Origin of the sequence: Dechloromonas sp. ZS-1, assembly GCF_039649255.1 — a bacterium.
Lineage (GTDB): Bacteria > Pseudomonadota > Gammaproteobacteria > Burkholderiales > Rhodocyclaceae > Azonexus.
On record NZ_JBDIYD010000013.1, the window covers coordinates 1 to 19762 of the forward strand.

Consider the following 19762-nt stretch of genomic DNA (forward strand, 5'->3'; position numbering starts at 1 on the left):
GTCGCTCGGTATGAAAACCCCTGCTGAGGCATTCGCATTAGCAGCGTAAGTTGAGCAGGTTCTGCTGGGTCAATACAGATGAGCTATCCATCGAGAAGATCGATGAGTTGGCCAAGCGCCAAGAGTCGTTCACCGTGGTTGCTGTTTCGAACATCACGGCGGTCGTACAAAAAGTTGAAGGACGCCTGGAAAAGCTCGGCTACAAATGTCGAGTGGTCACCGAATATCGTGCCACCAGCATGGCCGCAGCCCTGATTCCGAGTCCGGCAATGATCTTGGGCGTGGGTGCGGCAGTCGGCATCGGCGTACACAACTTGGCTACCTTCAACCCTGACTATGAAATTGGCAAAAACAAATTTGCAGGGACTGTGACCGTCAAATACGTGAAATAGCCCCCGGTATCGGGCGTCGGTATTTTAAAGATATGCGTTTCCTCTCCCCCTGTCACTTAAAGAGTGACAGGGGGAGCTTTTGCTTTAGTTATTTTTTTAGGGTGAGAGCAAAGACGCTCGCTCAGCGCCCCCGACTTCATTGTCAAGTAGCCAAGCTTCAGGTAGCGACATCATTGCTCAACCGCTTCACTCAGCACTGACCTCCGTTATGCTCGGCAGAATCGCTAGGCGCTATGCTGAACTAGATGCCCGCTTCGAAGCATTCATTTCAACCGCTCCCGTACAATTTTGACTAGCCTGGTTTTCCTCATAGCCCAGGCAAAGGGTAGTTCTAAGCAGGCATGCTGACGGTAACTTTGACGGTAACAAATTTTTTGAAAAATTGAAGACCATTGCGGCACAACGATCTTAGACAACTGTTCGATGAACGTCCCGGCACCATCCAGCAAACCTGCCCCCCCCCCCCCCGCTCACGCCAGTGCCCCCCCTGCGCTTGCTCGTCATGCTCACGGCGAAGCAGACTGCCCCTGGATAACCTGTGGACGAAAAAAAAGGGACCCGTAGGTCCCTTGTAAAAGAGGGAGAGCCGGTCTAGCGGCATCTCACCCGCAGGGTTGGTTGTTCCAACTTAGAACAATTCTTCGCCGTCCAAACCGGCAATCGCGGCATCACCCGCCTTGACGGTTTCAGCAAAAGCAGCCGCTTGCGGCAGCATCTGGTCGGCATAGAAGCGTGCTGATGCAACCTTGGCGCGGTAGAAAGGCAGATCGCCCTCGCCCTTGTCGAGATAGGCGGCCGCTGCCAGCGCAGCCTTGCCCATCATCCAGCCGCCGCAGACGGTCACGGCCAGATGCAGATACGGGACGGCGGCGGTCAACACACCACCGAGGCCGGTTTTCACATTGCCAGCCAGCCATTCGGTTGCCTCGGTCCAGGCCTTCAGGGCAGCACCCAGCTTCTGGCCGATGGCCATCAGCTCCGGCTTGCCGGAAGCGCCCAGGGCCTTGGCCGTGGCATAGACTTCGCCGAACACGATCTTGGCCGTTTCGCCCTGGTCACGCATCAGCTTGCGGAACAGGAGGTCATTGGCTTGGATGCCGGTCGTGCCTTCGTAGATGGTGGCAATCCGGGAATCGCGCCAATGCTGGGCGGCGCCGGTTTCCTCGATGAAGCCCATGCCGCCGTGAATCTGCACGCCGAGCGACGCGACTTCGATGCCCATTTCCGTGCTCCCGCCCTTGACGATGGGGATCATCAATTCAGCGAGGTAAAGGCTGCGTTTGCGGACTTCCGGATCGGCATGATGGTGGGCGCGATCGAGCTGACCGGCCGTGTAGTAGATCATCGCGCGGCAGGCTTCGACCCGCGACTTCATCAGCATCAGCATGCGACGGACGTCCGGATGCTTCTCGATCGAGACCAGTGCTTCGCCGGTCAGCGCATCGCGCCCCTGCTTGCGCTCACGAGCATAGCCCAGGGCCTGCTGGTAGGCACGCTCACCGAGGGCAACGCCCTGCACGCCGCAACCCAGACGCGCTTCGTTCATCATCACGAACATGTATTCGAGACCGCGATTCGGCTCGCCGAGCAGATAGCCGACGGCCCCGCCATTGTCGCCGTAGGCCATGACACAGGTCGGGCTGCCATGAATGCCGAGCTTGTGTTCGATGGAGACGCAGTGTGCGTCATTGCGCTCACCCAGCGAACCATCGGCATTGACCAGGAACTTCGGCACCAGGAAGAGCGAGATGCCCTTCACCCCGGCCGGCGCATCCGGCAGGCGGGCGAGGACCAGATGGACGATGTTGTCGGCCATGTCGTGGTCGCCGTAGGAGATGAAGATCTTCTGGCCGAACACACGGTAGGAGCCATCGGCCTGCGGCTCGGCACGCGAGCGGATCAGGGCGAGGTCGGAGCCGGCTTGCGGCTCGGTCAGGTTCATCGTGCCGGTCCACTCGCCGGCGATCATCTTTTCCAGATAGATGGCCTTGAGTTCGTCGCTGGCACAGGTCAGCAGCGCTTCAACGGCGCCCGTGGTCAGCAAGGGGCCGATCGAGAAGGCCACGTTGGCCGAGGCAAACATTTCCTTTGCCGCCACGCCCAGGGTATTGGGCAGGCCCTGACCGCCGAACTCGGACGCCAGGGTGATGCCGTTCCAGCCGCCATCGCGATACTGGGCGTAGGCTTCCTTCCAGCCCTTCGGCGTAATGACACCGTTCGGGCCCAGCTTGCAACCTTCCTGATCGCCGACACGATTGAGCGGGGCCAGGACTTCACCGGACAGCTTGGCCGCTTCTTCGAGCACGGCATCGGCGAGGTCAGCGGTGGCCTCCTCAAAGCCGGCCAGCTGGCTCAGTTCGTTGAAACCGGCGAGTTCGTCCATGACGAAACGCATGTCTTTGATCGGTGCGCGGTAATCGCTCATTGGCTGTGTCTCCAGATTGAATTGAGTTGTGTAATCAGAACGAACTGCTGTTCAGCGCCGCCTTGGCGGCCTGGTATTCCTGCTTCATGCGGCCAATCACCTCGGCGGCGGGGCGCACGTCATCGATGCTGCCGACGCCCTGCCCGGCGCCCCAGATGTCGCGCCAGGCCTTGGCATCCCGGCTGCCGCCAAAATTCATCGAGGTTTTGTCCTTGACCGGCAGATCGTCCGGATCGAGGCCGGCAGCAACGATGCTCTTCTTCAGATAGTTGCCATGCACGCCGGTGAAATACGGGGTGTACACCACGTCCTTGGCGGCGGAATCGAGAATGGCCTGCTTGTAGGCGTCGACCGCATTCGCCTCGGTGGTGGCGATGAAACGCGTGCCGATGTAGGCAAAGTCCGCGCCCATGGCCTGCGCAGCGAGAATCGACTGGCCGTTGGCGATCGAACCGGAGAGCGCAATCGGGCCGTCATAGAACTTGCGGATTTCGCTGACCAAGGCAAACGGACTCAAGGTCCCGGCATGCCCACCGGCACCGGCACAGACCAGAATCAGGCCATCGACGCCGGCTTCCAGCGCCTTTTCCGCATGTCGGACGCTGATCACGTCATGAAAAACCTTGCCGCCATAGCCATGCACATGCGGCACGATCTGGGTCGGGGCTGACAGGCTGGTGATGATCAGCGGCACTTCGTGCTTCACGCACAGCGCCATGTCGTGTTCCAGACGATCATTCGACGGATGAATGATCTGATTGACGGCAAACGGCGCCGCGTTCGGGTCTGCCGCCAACTCGCGCTTGATGCGCAGCAGCCAGTCGTCAAGCAACTCCTTGGGACGGGCGTTGAGCGCCGGGAAGGAGCCGATGACGCCGCTCTTGCACTGTGCAATCACGAGGTCCGGATTGGAAACGATGAACATCGGCGCACAAATCACTGGCAGCGTCAGGTTTTTGTTCAGGGAAGCGGGAATTGCCATTTATGCACCTTCCTTCAGGGCGCGACGCAGAATCTTGCCGACGTTGGTACGCGGCAGGTCGTCACGGAATTCAACATGTTTCGGAACCTTGTAGCCGGTCAGCACGCTGCGGCAATGCTGGATCAGCATGCGTTCGTTCACCGCCGGGTCCTTGCGCACGACAAAGATCTTCACGGCCTCGCCGGAATGCTCGTCGGCCACGCCGATCGCCGCCACATCCAGCACACCCGGATGGCTGGCCACGGCCTCTTCGACTTCGTTCGGATAAACGTTGAAGCCGGAGACCAGGATCATGTCCTTCTTGCGGTCGACCAGGAAAACGAAGCCTTTTTTATCGACATAGCCCATGTCGCCGGTACGCAGGAAACCATCGGCATACAAGACATTGGCCGTCTCATCCGGACGCTGCCAGTAGCCCTTCATGACCTGCGGCCCGCGAATGCAGATTTCGCCCACCTGACCCTGCGGCACTTCGCAGCCGGCATCGTCGCGAATGGAAATTTCGGTGGAGGAAATCGGCAAGCCGATCGAGCCGTTGAACTCCTTCATGTCCAGCGGATTGATCGTCGCCGCCGGCGAGGTTTCGGTCAGACCGTAGGCTTGCAGGAGCGGCGTGCCTGTCACCTGACGCCACTTGTCGGCCACCGGCCCCTGCACTGCCATGCCTCCACCCAGCGTGACGTTCATGGTGGAGAAATCGAGTTTGGCGAATTCCGGGTTATTGAGGAGCGCGTTGAACAGCGTATTGACGCCGGTCATCACCGTCACCGGATATTTGCTCCATTCCTTGATGAAGTTCGGGATGTCGCGCGGGTTGGCGATGAGCAGGTTACGCGCGCCGATCATCAGGAAAACCAGGCAGTTCGCGGTCAGCGCAAACACGTGATACAGCGGCAGCGCCGTGATGATGAACTCCTGCCCTTCATGCACGACCGGCTTGATCCAGGCATAGGCCTGCGTCACGTTGGACGCGATGTTGGCATGGGTCAGCATGGCGCCCTTGGACACGCCGGTCGTCCCGCCCGTGTATTGCAGGAAGGCGATGTCGTCCTGATTCAGCGCCACCGGCTTGAAACCCTGCTTGCGGCCGGCCACCAGGGCAGCATTGAACTTGATGGCCCCCGGCAGATGCCAGGCCGGTACCATTTTCTTCACGTGGCGGATCACGAAATTGACGATCGTGCCCTTCAAGCCGCCCAGCATTTCGCCCAGCGGCGTTACCACCACATGCTTCACGGCGGTCCGGGCAATCACCTGCTCCAGCGTATGGGCAAAGTTTTCGACGATGACGATGGCCACCGAGCCGGAATCCTTGAGCTGATGCTCCAGTTCCCGCGGCGTATACAGCGGGTTGCAATTGACCACCACGCAACCGGCACGCAGGGTGCCGAACAGGGCCACCGGATATTGCAGCAGGTTGGGCATCATCAGGGCGACACGATCGCCCTTCTGCAAGCCGCGCGCCTGCAGCCAGCCGGCAAAGGCCTGCGTGGCGGCATCCAGCTCGCCATAGGTCATTTCCTTGCCCATGCTGATGTAGGCCACCTGATCGCGATACTTGCGGCAAGCGTCCTCAAACAGCGCGACCAGGGAAGGAATGTGATCGATATCGATGTCCGCCGGTACGCCCTGGGGATAACTTTGCAGCCAGATCTTGTCCATGTCTCTCTCCATCCACCGTGTGTTATTGACCGAGCAGTGCTTTTTTCAGCGCAGCATCCGCTGGTTTTTCGCCCAGCCAGACCTTGAGCAGGGCGCGCGCAAATGCGGCACCGGCCACCTTGCCCCGCGATTCCCCGTTGAGGCTGACGGCCACGCCATCTACCGAGAAATCCAGCGCTACGGTATCACCTTCCTTGACCTTGCCAATGCCCTTCATCAGGGCAGCGAACTGCTCGGAGGCGGCTTTCACAGCCTCCAGCTCGGCCGGACTGTTGTTGTTCTGGAGACCTTCTTCCAGCGCTCCATGCAGGGTGTCTGCGCCGATATCGCGCAACAGGCGCAGATTCATGCGGCGCGGACCCGTGCCGTCGATCAGCACCGCCGGGGTGGAGGATTTCTGCGTGGTATAGAGGGCGCCGAGATAGAGCTTGATGAACAGCTTGCTGCGCAAACCGGCGCCGTTCAGCACCAGTTCGCTGCTGCCCACGCGGATTTTTTCCTCGACATTCACGCCCGCCACTTCCGCAGCATGAATCCCCGGTGCAGCTGCCAACGCAGCAATCAAGGCTGCCTGGCGAATACGATGCGATGCAATCATGAGTCTCCTCCACCTGATTTTTGGCGGTAGTAATTTTTTTCAGCGATATAAACGGTGCGCTCGACCACGGTATGAACCACGTCGTGCTCATCCTTGAGTTCGACGAGAAAGGTCCATTCGAGTTCGGGCGCCTCGGCCAGGCGCTGGCGAATGTCGGCCAGAACTTCCTTGGGCACCACGAAATCGCCGTAGAGCGTCGTGTAGCCCGGTTTCTTGTAGCGGATGCTGGCGGCCTTGTCCCAGACGATGTACCCATCGCCCAGCGCGGCCATCAGCATCATCGGATGCGCCCCATCGGTGATCGCGAACAGCGATCCCCCATAGAGCGACCCAACGATATTGCGCGTCTTCCACGACAGCGGCAGGGCGATCCGGATATGGCGCAGATCGCGCGATACATGGACCACCCGACCGCCCGTGCCGCGGAAAGCCGGATGCAGGTTGAAGCCCAGGCGCACCATGCGCGCCCGCCAGGCGGGAGAAAGTTTTGCGAGCCAGGCGGGCTTCATGATTTTGGGCCTTTTCCTGCGGTCGACCGTCAGACGCGCTCGAAAATGCCGGCGGCACCCATGCCGGTCCCAATACACATGGTGACCATGCCGTACTTGCCGCCCGTGCGCTGCAGACCATGCACGACGGTGGCGGTACGGATGGCGCCGGTGGCACCGAGCGGATGGCCGAGGGCGATGGCGCCGCCCAGCGGGTTGATTTTCTCCGGGTTCAGGCCGAGTTCCTGAATCACGGCGAGCGACTGGGCCGCAAAGGCTTCGTTCAGCTCGATCCAGTCCAGGTCATCCTGCTTGATGCCCGCCAGCGCGAGCGCCTTCGGAATCGCGGCAATCGGGCCGATGCCCATGATTTCCGGGGCCACGCCACCGACGGCGTAGCCGGCAAAGCGGGCGAGCGGCGTCAGGTTGTGCTGCTTCAGGATCTTTTCCGAGACCAGCATCACGGCACCGGCACCATCCGACATCTGCGAAGAGTTACCGGCGGTGACCGAACCGCGCACGTTGAACACCGGCTTCAGCTTGCCCAGACGCTCCAGGGAGGCATCGGCACGCGGGCCTTCGTCGAACTCGACGGTGCGCTCGCGCAGCTTGATCTCGCCGCTCTTCAGGTCCGGCAGGCTCTCGCGGATGGTGTAAGGCGTCGTCTCGGCCTTGAAGTGACCGGCAGCAATGGCGGCGCAAGCGCGCTGGTTGGAGACCAGGGCGAACTGGTCCTGCGCTTCGCGGCTGATCTTCCACTGCTGCGCCACCTTTTCGGCGGTCAGGCCCATGCCGTAAGCGATGGCGACATGCTCGTCGTTGAAGATGGCGCTGTTCATCGCCATCTTGTTGCCCATCATCTGCGGCATCACGCTCATCGACTCGGTACCGGCGGCGATCATCACATCGGCCTGGCCCAGACGGATCAGGTTGGCGGCATCGGACACGGCCTGCACCCCGGAGGAGCAGAAACGGTTGATGGTCAGCCCCGGCACGGTGATCGGCAGACCGGCCAGCAGCGCACCGATACGGGCCACGTTCATGCCCTGCTCGGCTTCCGGCATGGCACAGCCAACGATCACATCGCCGATCAGCGCCGGATCGACATCCGGCACCTGGGCCACGACGGATTTGATGACGGCAGCCAGCATGTCGTCCGGACGGACGTTACGGAACATGCCGTTGCGCTTGGCGACCGGCAGACGGGTCGCAGCAACGATGTAGGCGTCTTGAATCTGTTTGCTCATGTTGATTTCTCCTGACCCGATTAGTTACGCAGCGGCTTGCCGGTTTCCAGCATGTGCTTGATCCGGGCCTGGGTCATCGGATCCTTCAGCAGCTCGACAAACAAACGACGCTCGACGGTGATCAGCCATTCCTCATCGACCAGGCTGCCGGTCTCGACTTCACCGCCGCACAGGGCGATGGCAGCCGACTTGGCGACCTTGTAATCGTGGGCGGAAATCATGCCGCCTTCCTTCATGTTGACCAGCATCATCTCGAAGGTCGCGATCCCGGTCTTGCCCGCCACTGGCACGGCACGGGCCAGCTGCGGCGGTGCGTAGCCGGCATCGGCCATGGCGCGCGCTTCCTTGATCGCGACGAACAGCAGTTCGTTGGCGTTGAACAGGATGGTGTCGGACGGCTTGCCGAAACCGAAGTCGATGACTTCCTGGGCGCTCTTGGCGACCTTGGCCATGGCAATGGTGGTGAACACCGGCTGCAGGAAGTTGAACACTTCCTTCGGCGTGGCCGACTGGGCCGCCCAATCAGCGGCACGCACGGCGAATTCCTTGCAGCCGCCGCCGGCCGGGATCAGACCGACACCGGCCTCGACCAGACCGACATAGCTTTCCAGCGCCATGACGCGCTTGCCGGCGTGCATGACGAACTCGCAACCACCGCCCAGCGCCATGCCCTGCACCGCAGCGACGGTCGGGACTTGTGCGTATTTCAGGGTTTGCGACGCACGCTGGAATTTCTCCACGGTTTGTTCGAGCAGACCGAATTCACCCGCGGCAATCGCTTCCGACACCTGCTGCAGATTGGCGCCCACGGCGAACGGGGCTTCGTGCCAGACGACCACGCCATCCAGCGTGCCTTCGGCCTGGCGCACGGCGGCGATCACGCCATCCAGCACCTCGTTGCCGATGGTGTGCATCTTCGACTTGATGGAAATGATGCCGATCCCGGCGTCGACCGCCGGCAAGCGCCACATGCGGACACCCTCGTTTTCATACAGGGTCTCGCCGGATTTTTCCGGGGTGGCGGCGTTCTCGCCCAGCACACGCTCCGGGAACAGCTGACGCTGATAGACCGGCAGGGCCGAACGGGCGACATAGGCGTTCTTGCGGGCGGAATAGGAACCCTCCGGCGCATGCACGCCGGTACGGCCGGCTTCCAGTGCCCAGGCCGGCAGCGGCACGCTGCTCATGGCCTTGCCTGCTGCGATATCGGCGGCCACGGCCTGGGCGGTATCGGCCCAACCGGCAGCCTGCCAGGTTTCGAACGGACCCTGCGCCCAACCGAAGCCCCAACGCATGGCCAGATCGAGGTCACGCGCATTGTCGGCAACGCTTTCCAGCTGCACGGCGGCGTAATGGAAGATGTCACGGAAGATGGCCCACAGGAACTGCGCCTGCGGATGCTGCGAGGCACGCAGCGCGGCAAACTTCTCGGCCGGATGCTTGATCTTCAGGATGGCGCCCACTTCCTCGGCGATCTCGCCGGCAGAGGTGCGGTAATCCTGCGCGGCCAGGTCGAGCACCTGGATTTCCTTGCCCTGCTTGCGGAAGATGCCGCAACGGGTCTTCTGGCCCAGGGCGCCCTTCTCGATCAGCAGCTTGAGCCAGGCCGGGACATTGAAGTGGCCGTGCCACGGATCGTTCGGCAGGGTGTCCTGCATGGTCTTGACGACGTGCGCCAGGGTATCCAGGCCGACCACGTCGGCGGTACGGTAGGTGGCGCTCTTCGGACGGCCGATTTTCGGGCCGGTCAGGGCGTCGACCGTGTCGAAGCCGAGGCCGAAAGCCTGGGTGTGATGCATCACGGCCAGGATGGAGAAAACACCGATCCGGTTGGCCACGAAGTTCGGGGTGTCGAGCGCACGGATCACGCCCTTGCCCAGACGGGAAGTCAGCCAGGTTTCCAGCGCATCCAGCGTCGCCGGATTGGTCTGCTCGGTCCCGATGATTTCAACCAGATGCATGTAACGCGGCGGGTTGAAGAAGTGAATGCCGCAGAAACGCGGACGGACATCCGCCGGCAACCCCTGAGCCAGCAGGTTCATCGACAGGCCGGAGGTGTTGGAAGCGACGATGGCGTTCGGCGCAATATGCGGCGCGATCTTGGCGTACAGATCGTTCTTCCAGTCCATGCGTTCGGCAATGGCTTCGATGATCAGGTCGCACTCGGCGAGCTGAGCCAGATTCTCATCGTAGTTCGCGGCATCGATGAACTTCAGCTTGCTCTTGCTGGAGAGCGGGGCCGGATCCAGTTTCTTCAGGCCATCCAGGGCCTTTTTGACGATACCGTTCTTGTCGCCCTCCTTGGCAGGAAGGTCGAACAACACGACCGGCACGTCGGCGTTGGCGAGGTGCGCGGCAATCTGCGCCCCCATCACGCCGGCGCCCAGCACGGCAGCCTTTTTCACGATCAGCTTGTTCAAGCGATTCTCCTTTGGTCTCGTTGTACGGCGTCATTAAAGTAAAACGAACGTTTGAATTATAGATAAGACCCGCCGACGGTCAACAACTTTTTTTGCAGCATTTTCAAAAAGCCCATTCCCGACATCGACAGGCAAGCGGAACAAAAGCCCTCCGGCAGCACAGGCAGGTGTTGACAGAACCTGCACCAGCGCTGATAATGCGCGCCCTTCCAGCGTCCTTAGCTCAGTTGGTAGAGCGTCGCCCTTACAAGGCGAATGTCGGCGGTTCGACCCCGTCAGGACGCACCAGGAATGCTCTGGTGGTGAAATTGGTAGACACGCTATCTTGAGGGGGTAGTGTCGCAAGACGTGCGAGTTCGAGTCTCGCCCAGAGCACCAAAGTTTCAGCAGGACGCAGACACAGACTGCGATTAGGTTTGACCCAATCAAAAACCTGTGTTTAAATGCGCGCCTCTCGATTGGGCGGTTAGCTCAGCGGTAGAGCACTGCCTTCACACGGCAGGGGTCACTGGTTCGATCCCAGTACCGCCCACCAATCGACACAGCAGAACCTCTGAGAAATTGTGCCGTAAAGCATAAAGTGGCCACCAGGCCGGTTAATGCTTTATTTCACGATAGGACACATTTTGGTTTATCGGGATTCCCGATGTAGAGTCGAAAGTTTTGCTTCGATTTCTGCAAAATCAAGATGCAAAAAAACGGAACCAATTTGGTTCCGTTTTGCTTTTGAACTGCCGAATTTGTTTAGTCGTTCGCCGCGATGGCTTTGGCTACTTGCCGGTAGGTATGGCGAATGCTCTTCAAGTCACCATCCAGCTGCTGCCAGACTTCACGAGCACTGATGCCTTCGTATCCTGCATCCAGTCGTTCCTGAATCAGCTCACCTACTTCGGCCTGAAGACGGGCTTCCTTAGCTTCCTTCAAGGCTGCTTGGTACCGACGATAACGGTCGGCAATAGCTCGAGCTTCGGTATTGGCACGCAGATAGAGCAGCTTGTGTTCAACACCAGTGCGCTGGCACGCTTCTGCCAAGGTAATCGGCGTCTCCTCTGCCAGTATCCCGTGCAACTGTTGGCGAATAGCCTCCCAGTCCAATTCGCGAGACTGAATCCCCTTGCGCGGCGACGTGGTAAGTTGCATTGCAAACTGTACCGGTTCGATTGGTAATTTCCAGTTAGCGAGTTCGCCGGCGAAGAGCTTTTCCAGGCTAATCCCACCATGAAGCGCAATGCTGAGCCAGGCCGGTAGCGTCGGCAGTCCGCCTTTCCGGAGCCAATGCCAAACACCGCTTTTGGAGAGGTTGAGCTCCTGAGCAAAGGCCGCCGCATTGCCGTCGGCCATTTTTTCGATGATGGTTTCAAGCAGTTTGGTAACGCCGTCGCTAGCAATTCGCGGTGGTTTGGCCAGCATCTGCCCTACTTGCCGGGCACTCCAGAGCGCTTGTGGCGTGGCAGCTTCTGTTTCGGCATCCCCCAAAAATCCGCCGCACGAAGTGCAATAGCCCACAACCACAGTGGTGGCGCGATTGCGCACATTCGATTTGCCACAATGCGGGCACTCAGAACGCAGCCCGACCTTGTGGCGAAGGCAGGCAGTTACCGGCGCAAAATCCCAGCAGAGGCGCAGATATGGCGATTGCTGTTGTGCCCGGTCTTCAGTCAGGCAGCAGGGACACCAGCGGTCAGAGGCCGGGGTCAAACCCGGATTGGAAATCAGATGGCGCCATGGCACCAAGGTGAGATGGTCCAGGTTGGCAATGCCGGTCAGCTCCGCCAGCCATACTGCCCACTGTTCTGTTTCAGTGGACATCCCGCCGAACGAGCGGCGGAACCACTTGAAATCGTCAGGAATCGGCTGTTCGTAATGCTCAAGCGTCCAGGCCGCCAGGTTGCGCGCAGTCATTCCGTGTGAGTGAGCCAGGCGGCAGAAGTAGCTGGTCAGGCTTTCGACTTCAGTCGTGCCTTGCCCCATCGGCATCAGGGCATGGAGAGTCGAGCGGGGATTGTTCATGGCGCTCATCAGGCAGCTTTCGGGGAACGGACGGTATCCATGGACAGAGAGTTACGGTGTAGGCCGGGAGCAATCCGCTCCTCACCCTCAAGGACTTCACGTGTAATCTGGGTAACTTGTGCATCGGTCAGCAATGCTGTGCACAAAGCGTCCTCGGACCAACCTTTGCTGGCTACGAGACGGTCTAGGCGCATCAAAACCGCACGCAGGGTGCCGATACAGCCCAGCGTGGTTTGATGAAATGCCTCGGCGTAGCGCACCAAGTCGAGGTTTTGCAGTGCCGACATGCCCTTGGCCAATTGCTTGAGGCAACCGTTGAAGCAGCGGACGTCGGCCTCCTGGTCGTGTCGATAGCGGCTGAAATGAACCACGTGAGCCCGACGTGCCAATTGACCGCTCAGGCTCATCAGGTCAAACAGGTCGTAGGAACCAAGCAGAACCCATTGCACGCCGTATTCGTTGGAGAGGGACTTCAGCGTATCCAGTTGCTGGGCCAGCCGCGCAGGCGGGCATTGATTGATGATGTGGGCCGCCTCGTCGACGACGATAAATCGGGTTCCACGATTGCGTAGCGAGCGCTCCACGGCCGTACGCAGGCCGGACAGGCGGTTGGTATTGTTGCCTCGCGGGCGCACAACCTTACCGGTTTCGGGGTCGACGCCATATGCAGTACGTGGCGCATCCAGTTCGCCCTCCAGTTCATGCAGGATGCGCTGGTAGAACAAACGCCAGGAGAACTCCTTTTCTCCTGATGCCGGTGCTTCGACGCGGATGGCCGGCATGAATCCCGGATTCTTTTCCATCTCACCCGTTTGTCGTTTCAGCTCTTCCTCGACCAGGAAGTGACCGAGGGTGCTTTTGCCGACGCCGGTTGGACCGCAGACAAGAATCAGGTCGGCACTGGAACCAGCGGTCAGCATCAGTTGGCATTCCTCGATGGTGCAGGCAATCCGAGGATGGCGGATGCGGGCGCCCAGCGTCGGGGTGTTGGCGGTCGAGGTCGGATGGGTTTTTTGAGTAATCGTGTTCATGATGTGATGCAAAATTAGAAGGTCTCGAATTCCAGGTCGTCCGGTTGCTCAGAGCTGCAAACAGATGACGGGAGCGGTGCATAGCTGCCCCGTGGTTCGATGTTGATGTCGGTAACGGTCGCAGAGGTCTGATGGCGGAGCTGCGGTTGATACGTCGGGGGCGTGATGGCGCCCAGGCCGATGTGCTCGTAGAGTTCGCGGTTCTCCTGTTGGCGCTCGAAGGCCAACTTGGCGGCCCCCGCCGGCGTGAAGATGCGCAGAAATTCCTTGAGCCTCTGGGGTGACGGTTCTTCGTCATACGCCAGGGGCAAACGGCCGCACAGTTCGTCCGCAATTAGCTCACGCTCCTTTTCTGTCATCTGGCCGTGACCGACCAGGGCCTTGCACTGGGCGGCAAACCAGCGCTTGTTAATCTGGACATAAACGGTCGACGCATCCCAGGGGTCATAGCGCACAGGGACGTATTTGCCGTGCAGCTTCGGGTCGCGCAGTTCCGGGCACCAATAGTGGAAATGGTTGTGAACCTTGATGCCTCGCTGCCGGTCGACTTTCCGCTCTCCGCGGCGACCTACCGTTGGGCAAGTCAGGATGAGGAAGTCACGGGTCAGCGTAACAATCCGGTGGGAGCGCTGACCGGCATTGAGCAAACTGCGCTCACAGGCCTCACGTGGTGTCATGCCCAAGGCTGAATGGATTTCCGTGTCGTAATACTCGAACGCCCAGTATTCCAAGCCGTAATACAGATACTCGAGACACCATTCGGCGAGTCGGGACGGCAGAAATTTGCCTGTGGTCTGGCGAACCTTCTTTGTAGCCTTGGTATTCCCGGCCAGGTTGTGCACATACTCGGTGTGCGCATGCCCGAAGATGCGCTCCATCACCGCACCATGGCGGGGACGGCCGGCAGGCCGATAGCGGACATGGATACGCATCAACTCGGCAAAGCGGGCGAAATCCTGGCTGCGGAAATCGGCGCCGTTGTCGACCACGATAAATTGTGGCAACCGGCGATTGCGTCGAACAATGTCGCGCAAAAGCATCATGTTCGAACGATACGATGGCGGGTCAAAGCTCAGGTACATGCCGACGATGCTGCGGGTATAGGCATCAATCGCTAGCGACAGCCAAGGACGGCCCAGGCATTTGCCGGTTTTGAGCGAAATCAGCTCAATGTCCAGTTCCGTATGGTCCATATGCACGTACTGCAAGAATCTGGAACCGTGCGGCGGCGTGTCGGCATACAGAACATGGACAAACTCCCCGTTTTGATAGGCGACGCGATTGCCATGACGAGCCTTGTCTGCGGTTTGCTGTGACAACCCCTTGATGCGGGCAATCAGCGTCGGATACGACGGCGCCTCAATTCCACGCTCTGCACACAAAACCTTGAGCTGAAGATGCGTGTGCTTAGCATTGCGGGCAGCGCTGGTGAGATAGTGTTCCCGGATGACGTCTTGCATTGCCACTTCTTGGGCTTCGTCGAGGCGTGGAATGCGGTTGCCTCGATGGCGCAACCGTGGAACCAATGCAACCAGTTCGTCGGTCCCAGTCAGTTTGGCTATGGCCAGGGCCTTCAAGTGACGGCGCTGTGAGCGGTTCGGATTGATGACGTTTTCCAAGCCATTCATCCGGCTCAGCGCAATTTTGAGTTCCTCCTCCGTGAAATCAGAGAGGCGGATGGGTTCAGACTGCTCTTTGCCGCTGGCTGCCAGGTCTAGGTTCAAGGCCAGGCGCTCGAGGGTATCCAATGCAATTTCGACGCTGTTGCCATCGTCGGATTGCAACACTGCTTTGCTTTCCCCAACCATCACGATGGTATAGGTCTGTTGGTCATAGACCACACGTGCGCCGATACGGATGTCAACCACGCCGGGAATGGCTTGGGGAACAGGGCGTAAACGTGCGTGCTCAAATTCCCGTACGGCCGTGTCACGGAAAACCCGACAACGGTGCGGGTCTTCAAGCGGAGCGACATCGATGTCGGAGACCAGGAGTCCGTCGGCAATCAGCTTGAAGACATCGTCCGAACGGCAATTGAGTTTCTCGTACAGTTCGGCCAGATAGAGGACTGCATCCTCGGCCAGTGCGGCATGGATGCTTTGTGCGACATCAACCGGACATGGCGGCGCTGCCGGGTCGAGGTAATCCTCAAGGTGCAGGATGTTTTCGATACGGCGTTGTGGAATATCGCGCTCGGTTCGGAGGCGATAACCAATTCCGCGCTCGGCGAGCCAACGCTCGATGAGTGGAGCCACCCAACGGCCATCGGGGTCGAGTTGGTAACGCCAGGGATAACGAGCCGCCAGTTTCTCCAGCTTGCTCCAGGGTTTGCGCTCCTCGAGAACGACCGAATGCTCGCCAATGACAAGGTAGTCAGGGATATGGTCGATTTTGTGGATTTCACCGTCCGCATCGATAACCTCGAATTTCAGCTGGCAAGGCTGAGGGTAGTATTCGAGTACGTCCAGGTCGTACTCAAAGCTGACAGCCGCCGGGAACTCGAAATGCCGGCTTTCGGTTTCGACCGTCCGCTGCATTTTGCGGCTCTGGTATGGCGTGATGACATTACCGCCGCCTTTCGAACTCACCTGGCGTACAGGTGCATATTTGGCTGCATCAAGGACCAAACGCCGTCCGGCAATAGGAAGCCCAAGGCGGTCGAGCAGTTGCTCCCGCTGGGAATTCTCAAGCATTTACTGTTACCTCAAAGTAGTTGGGTCTGAGGTATAGGTAGCCTGAGGCGAGATGTGACAAAATTGACTTTAATTGTTCATCCGCGTAACCCAGCAAGTCATGCCGTTGAAAATGAGTGTAGGTAAAGGACGCCCGCTGTCGCTCGATGCCAAGGCAGGCGACGTAAAACCCCAGTCCCAAGTGATGGACGAATGGGGCTTCAAGGCTGAGCTGCTGATTAAGCGGGGAATGAAGCAGCGTGCATGGGGCTACCGGGAATTGGCCGAAGCCCTGAATGCGGTGGGCATCAGAGGGAATGGGCCGACCATCAACCGGCGCATCAATCGCGGCAATTTCAATGCAGGATTTTTGCTGGCCTGCCTGTCGGTTTTGGGAAACGGTGCGGACGTTGTTGAGGCGACCAAGCTGGTTCCAACATCTGGAAGCAAGTCCACCGTTTAGCTGGCAAAAATGCCTAGTAAAATACCCGGAGAAGCTTGTACAGCAATGGTTTTGAAGCGTCTTTATGTGCTTCAGCGCTGATTTTTTACAGCTCCCCATCTCCAAGCCTCCATTTTGTGGTCCGTTCACAAAATGGCGCCCTGGAGACCATGCTCTCCATCAACAGGCTTAAAACGTATACTCGGTAGGCCTATGCCGTGGGTCCACGATATAACAAGAATTGCCTAAGTGGAATATTGAAAGCGCCTATTGCTCTGCAATCTCGAGCCATTACACCAGCTATCCGAGTTGTTGATTTAATGACATATAAGACTCTTCCGAATTAATATTCGGGCTTAGCCAAGGCGGGCTAAAAGACCGGTATTTCGCAATTTCGCGCCCCCTGTGTGTTCCCCCCCCTATTTGTGCTTGATTCATGCTTCCCTTCGCTCCAGGTTCACGCGTCGTTATTCGCGACGAAGAATGGCTTATCCGCCGCATCGACCCCGCCACAGATGGTGGCTGGCTCCTCACTTGTGATGGCATCTCCGAACTGGTCCGCAGCCAATCAGCCTTGTTCCTGACTTCGCTCGAAGATGAGATAGCGGTCCTTGACCCTGAGAAAACCGAGCTTGTTCCGGACACCACCCCTGCTTACAACGCGAGCATCCTTTACTTGGAAAGTCTGCGCAGACGTAATGTCGCCAATGACGACAAAGTCCACCTTGGCCATCGAGGGGTGATGAACCTGGTGCCCTACCAACTTGACCCGGCGCTGCAGGCCCTGCGTCAGCCACGGTCGCGAATCTTGATTGCGGATGCGGTTGGTTTGGGTAAGACACTTGAAGCGGGTGTTCTGGCTACGGAGCTGATTCAGCGTGGCAGGGGCAAGCGCATCCTGGTGGTGACACAGAAAGCCATGCTTACCCAGTTCCAGAAGGAGTGGTGGAGCCGTTTTTCTATCCCGCTGGTACGCCTGGATTCTGTGGGCCTCGCGCGGGTGCGCAACCGTATCCCGGCTAATCACAACCCGTTCAATTACTTCGACCGCAGCATCATTTCCATCGACACACTCAAGAGCAACCTCGAGTACCGCAACTATCTCGAGAACGCCTGGTGGGACATCATCGTTATTGATGAATGCCACAACGTTGCTGCACGTGCTGGTGAGTCGGGCCTCTCGCGCCGGGCACGGTTAGCCAAGTTGCTGGCCACCCGCTCTGATACCCTGATGTTGCTCTCGGCGACGCCCCATGATGGCTCTGCGCGAAGTTTTGCCTCGCTCATGAGCTTGCTCGACCCTACAGCCATTTCTGACCCGGACGATTACACGCCTGATGATTTCCGCAGCAAAGGCTTGGTTATCCGTCGATTCAAGAAAGACATCCGCGACCAGGTTAGTGCGGACTTTCAGGAGCGTGTGACCTCCTGCCTGCGCACGCCGGCAAGTGCGCAGGAGGAAGCCGCTTACCGTGCCCTACTGGATATCCCATTTACCCAGGGAGGACAGCACAAGGCCGGCAAGCAACAGGAACTGCAGCGTATCGCCATGCAGAAGGCACTGTTCTCCAGTCCGGCAGCCGCCTTGGAATCTACCCGTAAGCGCATCGGGCTATTGGAAGCCAAGAGCAGCCCAACGGTTGAAGAACTTAACGAGGTAGAGGCACTACGCTACTTCGAAAACAACCTGGTTCCGCTTGCCACTGACCCTGTAGCGAGCCAGTTCAGCAAATACCAGCGCCTCAAGCAACACCTGCAGTCCCCCGAGTTCGGCTGGGAGGTTAAAAATGCAGAAGACCGCTTGGTCATCTTTTCGGAGCGTATCGAGACATTGCGCTGGCTGCGCGAACAACTCACGACCGACCTAAAGCTCAAATCCAATCAGATTGAGCTGCTGCACGGCCAGATGGCTGATACAGAGCAGCAGGAATTGGTCGAGCGCTTTGGCCGTCTCGACGACCCGCTACGCATCCTGCTTTGCTCCGACGTTGCCAGCGAAGGCCTCAACCTGCACTACTTCTGTCACCGGCTGGTGCATTTCGACCTGCCTTGGTCGCTGATGGTATTCCAGCAGCGTAATGGCCGCGTCGACCGCTATGGTCAGAAACATCAGCCACACATCGTCTATCTCTTCACTGAAGCTGAGAACGAGAAAATCAAGGGCGACCTGCGAATACTGGAAATCCTCGAACGGAAGGATGAGCAGGCCAACTTCAACCTCGGCGACCCTTCGGCCTTTCTCAACGTCTTCGACCCGGACAAGGAAGCCGAAAAAGTTGCTGACTTCATGGCCGAAGGCCTCAGCGCAGAAGAAGTCGAAGCAACTTTGGATGAGACCGCTGAATCGGATACTGACAACGACGGCGATTGGTTGATGAGTCTCTTCGGTGGAGAAGAAGCATCTGCGGACGATGCCAACCCTGCATTGCCTGCCGGCATTAGCCTTGACCATATCGCCGAGCCTGCCTCGCTTTTCGACAGTGATTTCCACTATGCCAAGACTGCACTGACCCTGCTCAATCAAGGGCAAACTTTGTGTCAGTGGTCTGTTGAAGAAGCTGAGAAACTCATCGCGCTTACGGCTCCGCTTGACCTTCAGGACCGACTCCGCCAGTTGCCACGCGAAGCTCAGGCCGACAGCGACCACTATGCGCTGTGCGCCGACCCCAAGCGGATGATGGAGGCCATTGAAACTGCCCGCCAGGCGCGAGCCGAGGAAGATACCTGGCCAAAGCTCCACTACCTCTGGCCCCAGCATCCCATCATCGAATGGCTGGGTGACCGAGTGCTCACCCACTTTGGCCGCCATCGTGCGCCGCTTCTGCAAAGCCCGAAGCTTGCGGCCGGCGAACAGGCCTTCATTCTCATGAGCCTCGTTCCCAATCGCAAGGGGCAGCCCATGCTCGTCGATTGGCAAGTAGCTACTCGGGTAGCACAAGGAAACTTCGCCCTTGAGCCTTTTGACGCTTTTATTGCTCGAGCAGGCCTCAAGGCAGCTGGTTTGCCAAACCGTGGGCAAACGCCAGAACTGGCTGCAATGATTCAGAGCATGCAAAGCGCCTTGCCTGCTGCGGTACGAGCCATGCACGAGCACATGGTCAAGCAGCAGGCAGATTTCTCGGCACAACTTGCCCTGCGTCTTGAAGGAACGCTGGCCGACCTCCAGCGCTTGCAAGGTCGTCAATTGGAGCAGCTGAGTCTTGACCTGGAAAAACAGCTTGAAACCGTCAGGCGTGGCCGTTTCGAACAACGTAGCCGTGACATCCATCGCGTGTTCGACGACTACCGGCGTTGGGTGGAAGACACCCTGACCACTGAGCCCCAACCGTGGATTCAGGTGCTCGCCGCTGTCTGCAATCCCTGCTCATCCTCTGCTGTTGTTGGAGCCTGACC

At 58.9% G+C, this 19762-nt stretch carries 13 protein-coding genes and 3 tRNA genes; 6 read left to right on the forward strand and 10 right to left on the reverse strand.

The genetic code is table 11. The features are described 5' to 3' along the window. Window positions 1-50: 50 nt before the first annotated feature. Entirely contained in the window at window positions 51-392 is a 342-nt protein-coding gene (locus AACO21_RS13690; RefSeq protein WP_346193089.1) for a hypothetical protein, read from the forward strand. Window positions 393-1020: 628 nt separating this feature from the next. Here AACO21_RS13690 and AACO21_RS13695 read toward each other — a convergent pair. From AACO21_RS13695 to AACO21_RS13725, 7 genes are read right to left on the reverse strand one after another with little or no spacing between them, the layout of a single operon-like run. Further along, complete coding sequence (locus tag AACO21_RS13695; RefSeq protein ID WP_346193090.1) at window positions 1021-2817, reverse strand: acyl-CoA dehydrogenase C-terminal domain-containing protein; 1797 nt, start codon at window positions 2815-2817, stop codon at window positions 1021-1023. Window positions 2818-2851: 34 nt separating this feature from the next. Next, window positions 2852-3799, reverse strand: coding sequence for a nitronate monooxygenase family protein (locus AACO21_RS13700; protein WP_346193091.1), 948 nt, complete (start codon window positions 3797-3799; stop codon window positions 2852-2854). Further along, on the reverse strand, window positions 3800-5461 hold the full coding sequence (locus tag AACO21_RS13705) for a long-chain-fatty-acid--CoA ligase (protein ID WP_346193092.1): 1662 nt from the start codon (window positions 5459-5461) through the stop codon (window positions 3800-3802). It abuts the gene before it with no gap. 22 nt (window positions 5462-5483) lie between these two features. After that, entirely contained in the window at window positions 5484-6059 is a 576-nt protein-coding gene (locus AACO21_RS13710) for a chalcone isomerase family protein (RefSeq protein ID WP_346193093.1), read from the reverse strand. Beyond that, entirely contained in the window at window positions 6056-6568 is a 513-nt protein-coding gene (locus tag AACO21_RS13715; protein ID WP_346193094.1) for a DUF4442 domain-containing protein, read from the reverse strand. Before AACO21_RS13715 ends, AACO21_RS13710 begins: the two co-directional genes overlap by 4 nt. 29 nt (window positions 6569-6597) lie before the next feature. After that, complete coding sequence (locus AACO21_RS13720) at window positions 6598-7794, reverse strand: acetyl-CoA C-acyltransferase (RefSeq protein WP_346193095.1); 1197 nt, start codon at window positions 7792-7794, stop codon at window positions 6598-6600. 20 nt (window positions 7795-7814) lie between these two features. Beyond that, a complete protein-coding gene (locus AACO21_RS13725) occupies window positions 7815-10214 on the reverse strand; it encodes a 3-hydroxyacyl-CoA dehydrogenase/enoyl-CoA hydratase family protein (protein ID WP_346193096.1) in 2400 nt (799 codons plus the stop codon). A gap of 212 nt (window positions 10215-10426) precedes the next feature. Between AACO21_RS13725 and AACO21_RS13730 the strand changes: the two genes are divergently transcribed. The 3 genes from AACO21_RS13730 (at window position 10427) to AACO21_RS13740 (ending at window position 10749) form a co-directional block, all read left to right on the forward strand. Further along, window positions 10427-10502, forward strand: a tRNA-Val gene (locus AACO21_RS13730). Window positions 10503-10507: 5 nt separating this feature from the next. Continuing rightward, a tRNA-Leu gene (locus AACO21_RS13735) sits at window positions 10508-10592 on the forward strand. An 82-nt stretch (window positions 10593-10674) separates the two neighbouring features. After that, a tRNA-Val gene (locus tag AACO21_RS13740) sits at window positions 10675-10749 on the forward strand. 209 nt (window positions 10750-10958) lie between these two features. Here AACO21_RS13740 and AACO21_RS13745 read toward each other — a convergent pair. From AACO21_RS13745 to AACO21_RS13755, 3 genes are read right to left on the reverse strand one after another with little or no spacing between them, the layout of a single operon-like run. Beyond that, the gene (locus AACO21_RS13745) at window positions 10959-12233 is read right to left on the reverse strand and encodes a TniQ family protein (protein ID WP_346193097.1); all 1275 of its coding nucleotides are present in this window, start codon (window positions 12231-12233) and stop codon (window positions 10959-10961) included. Continuing rightward, window positions 12233-13255, reverse strand: a complete 1023-nt coding sequence (locus AACO21_RS13750; protein ID WP_346193098.1) for an ATP-binding protein — start codon at window positions 13253-13255, stop codon at window positions 12233-12235. Before AACO21_RS13750 ends, AACO21_RS13745 begins: the two co-directional genes overlap by 1 nt. Window positions 13256-13269: 14 nt before the next feature. Continuing rightward, entirely contained in the window at window positions 13270-15948 is a 2679-nt protein-coding gene (locus AACO21_RS13755; RefSeq protein WP_346193099.1) for a Mu transposase C-terminal domain-containing protein, read from the reverse strand. Window positions 15949-16021: 73 nt separating this feature from the next. On the opposite strand from AACO21_RS13755, the gene AACO21_RS13760 reads away from it, so the two are divergent. Then, entirely contained in the window at window positions 16022-16390 is a 369-nt protein-coding gene (locus AACO21_RS13760) for a DUF6471 domain-containing protein (protein ID WP_346193100.1), read from the forward strand. A 415-nt stretch (window positions 16391-16805) separates the two neighbouring features. Continuing rightward, entirely contained in the window at window positions 16806-19760 is a 2955-nt protein-coding gene (locus AACO21_RS13765; RefSeq protein ID WP_346193101.1) for a DEAD/DEAH box helicase, read from the forward strand. The last annotated feature ends 2 nt before the right edge of the window (window positions 19761-19762 follow it).

Bases quoted from the DNA above. Each gene is read 5' to 3' on its own strand.
- AACO21_RS13720 (WP_346193095.1), bottom strand. From the start codon at position 7,794: ATGAGCAAACAGATTCAAGACGCCTACATCGTTGCTGCGACCCGTCTG.
- AACO21_RS13710 (WP_346193093.1), bottom strand. From the start codon at position 6,059: ATGATTGCATCGCATCGTATTCGCCAGGCAGCCTTGATTGCTGCGTTG.
- AACO21_RS13705 (WP_346193092.1), bottom strand. From the start codon at position 5,461: ATGGACAAGATCTGGCTGCAAAGTTATCCCCAGGGCGTACCGGCGGAC.
- AACO21_RS13715 (WP_346193094.1), bottom strand. From the start codon at position 6,568: ATGAAGCCCGCCTGGCTCGCAAAACTTTCTCCCGCCTGGCGGGCGCGC.
- AACO21_RS13700 (WP_346193091.1), bottom strand. From the start codon at position 3,799: ATGGCAATTCCCGCTTCCCTGAACAAAAACCTGACGCTGCCAGTGATT.
- AACO21_RS13750 (WP_346193098.1), bottom strand. From the start codon at position 13,255: ATGAACACGATTACTCAAAAAACCCATCCGACCTCGACCGCCAACACC.
- AACO21_RS13765 (WP_346193101.1), top strand. From the start codon at position 16,806: ATGCTTCCCTTCGCTCCAGGTTCACGCGTCGTTATTCGCGACGAAGAA.
- AACO21_RS13755 (WP_346193099.1), bottom strand. From the start codon at position 15,948: ATGCTTGAGAATTCCCAGCGGGAGCAACTGCTCGACCGCCTTGGGCTT.
- AACO21_RS13745 (WP_346193097.1), bottom strand. From the start codon at position 12,233: ATGAGCGCCATGAACAATCCCCGCTCGACTCTCCATGCCCTGATGCCG.
- AACO21_RS13695 (WP_346193090.1), bottom strand. From the start codon at position 2,817: ATGAGCGATTACCGCGCACCGATCAAAGACATGCGTTTCGTCATGGAC.